Annotated in this window: 1 protein-coding gene; it reads left to right on the forward strand. The window is 46.4% G+C overall.

Translation table 11 applies throughout. From position 1 onward, the window contains the following. A partial coding sequence (locus R0J92_RS26980; protein ID WP_411053946.1) for a Mur ligase family protein occupies nt 1-233 on the forward strand: 233 nt, incomplete at both ends.

Below are 233 nucleotides of genomic sequence, written 5' to 3' on the forward strand. Positions count from 1 at the left end.
GCAACACCGCTGACGGATTTCGAATTGCTGACGGCAGCTGCCTTCCTTATATTAAAAGAAAAATCTCCGGATTACATCGTTATCGAAGCAGGGATGGGGGGCAGGTTCGACAGTACCAATGTTATCGAACCGCTAATAAGCATTATTACAAGCATTTCCAAAGAACATACGGCTTTTCTTGGAGACAGCGTGAAAGAAATCGCCTGGCATAAGGCGGGAATCATCAAGCTGGG

The organism is Tritonibacter sp. SIMBA_163 (assembly GCF_046535935.1).
Taxonomy (GTDB): Bacteria; Pseudomonadota; Alphaproteobacteria; order Rhodobacterales; family Rhodobacteraceae; genus Epibacterium; species Epibacterium scottomollicae.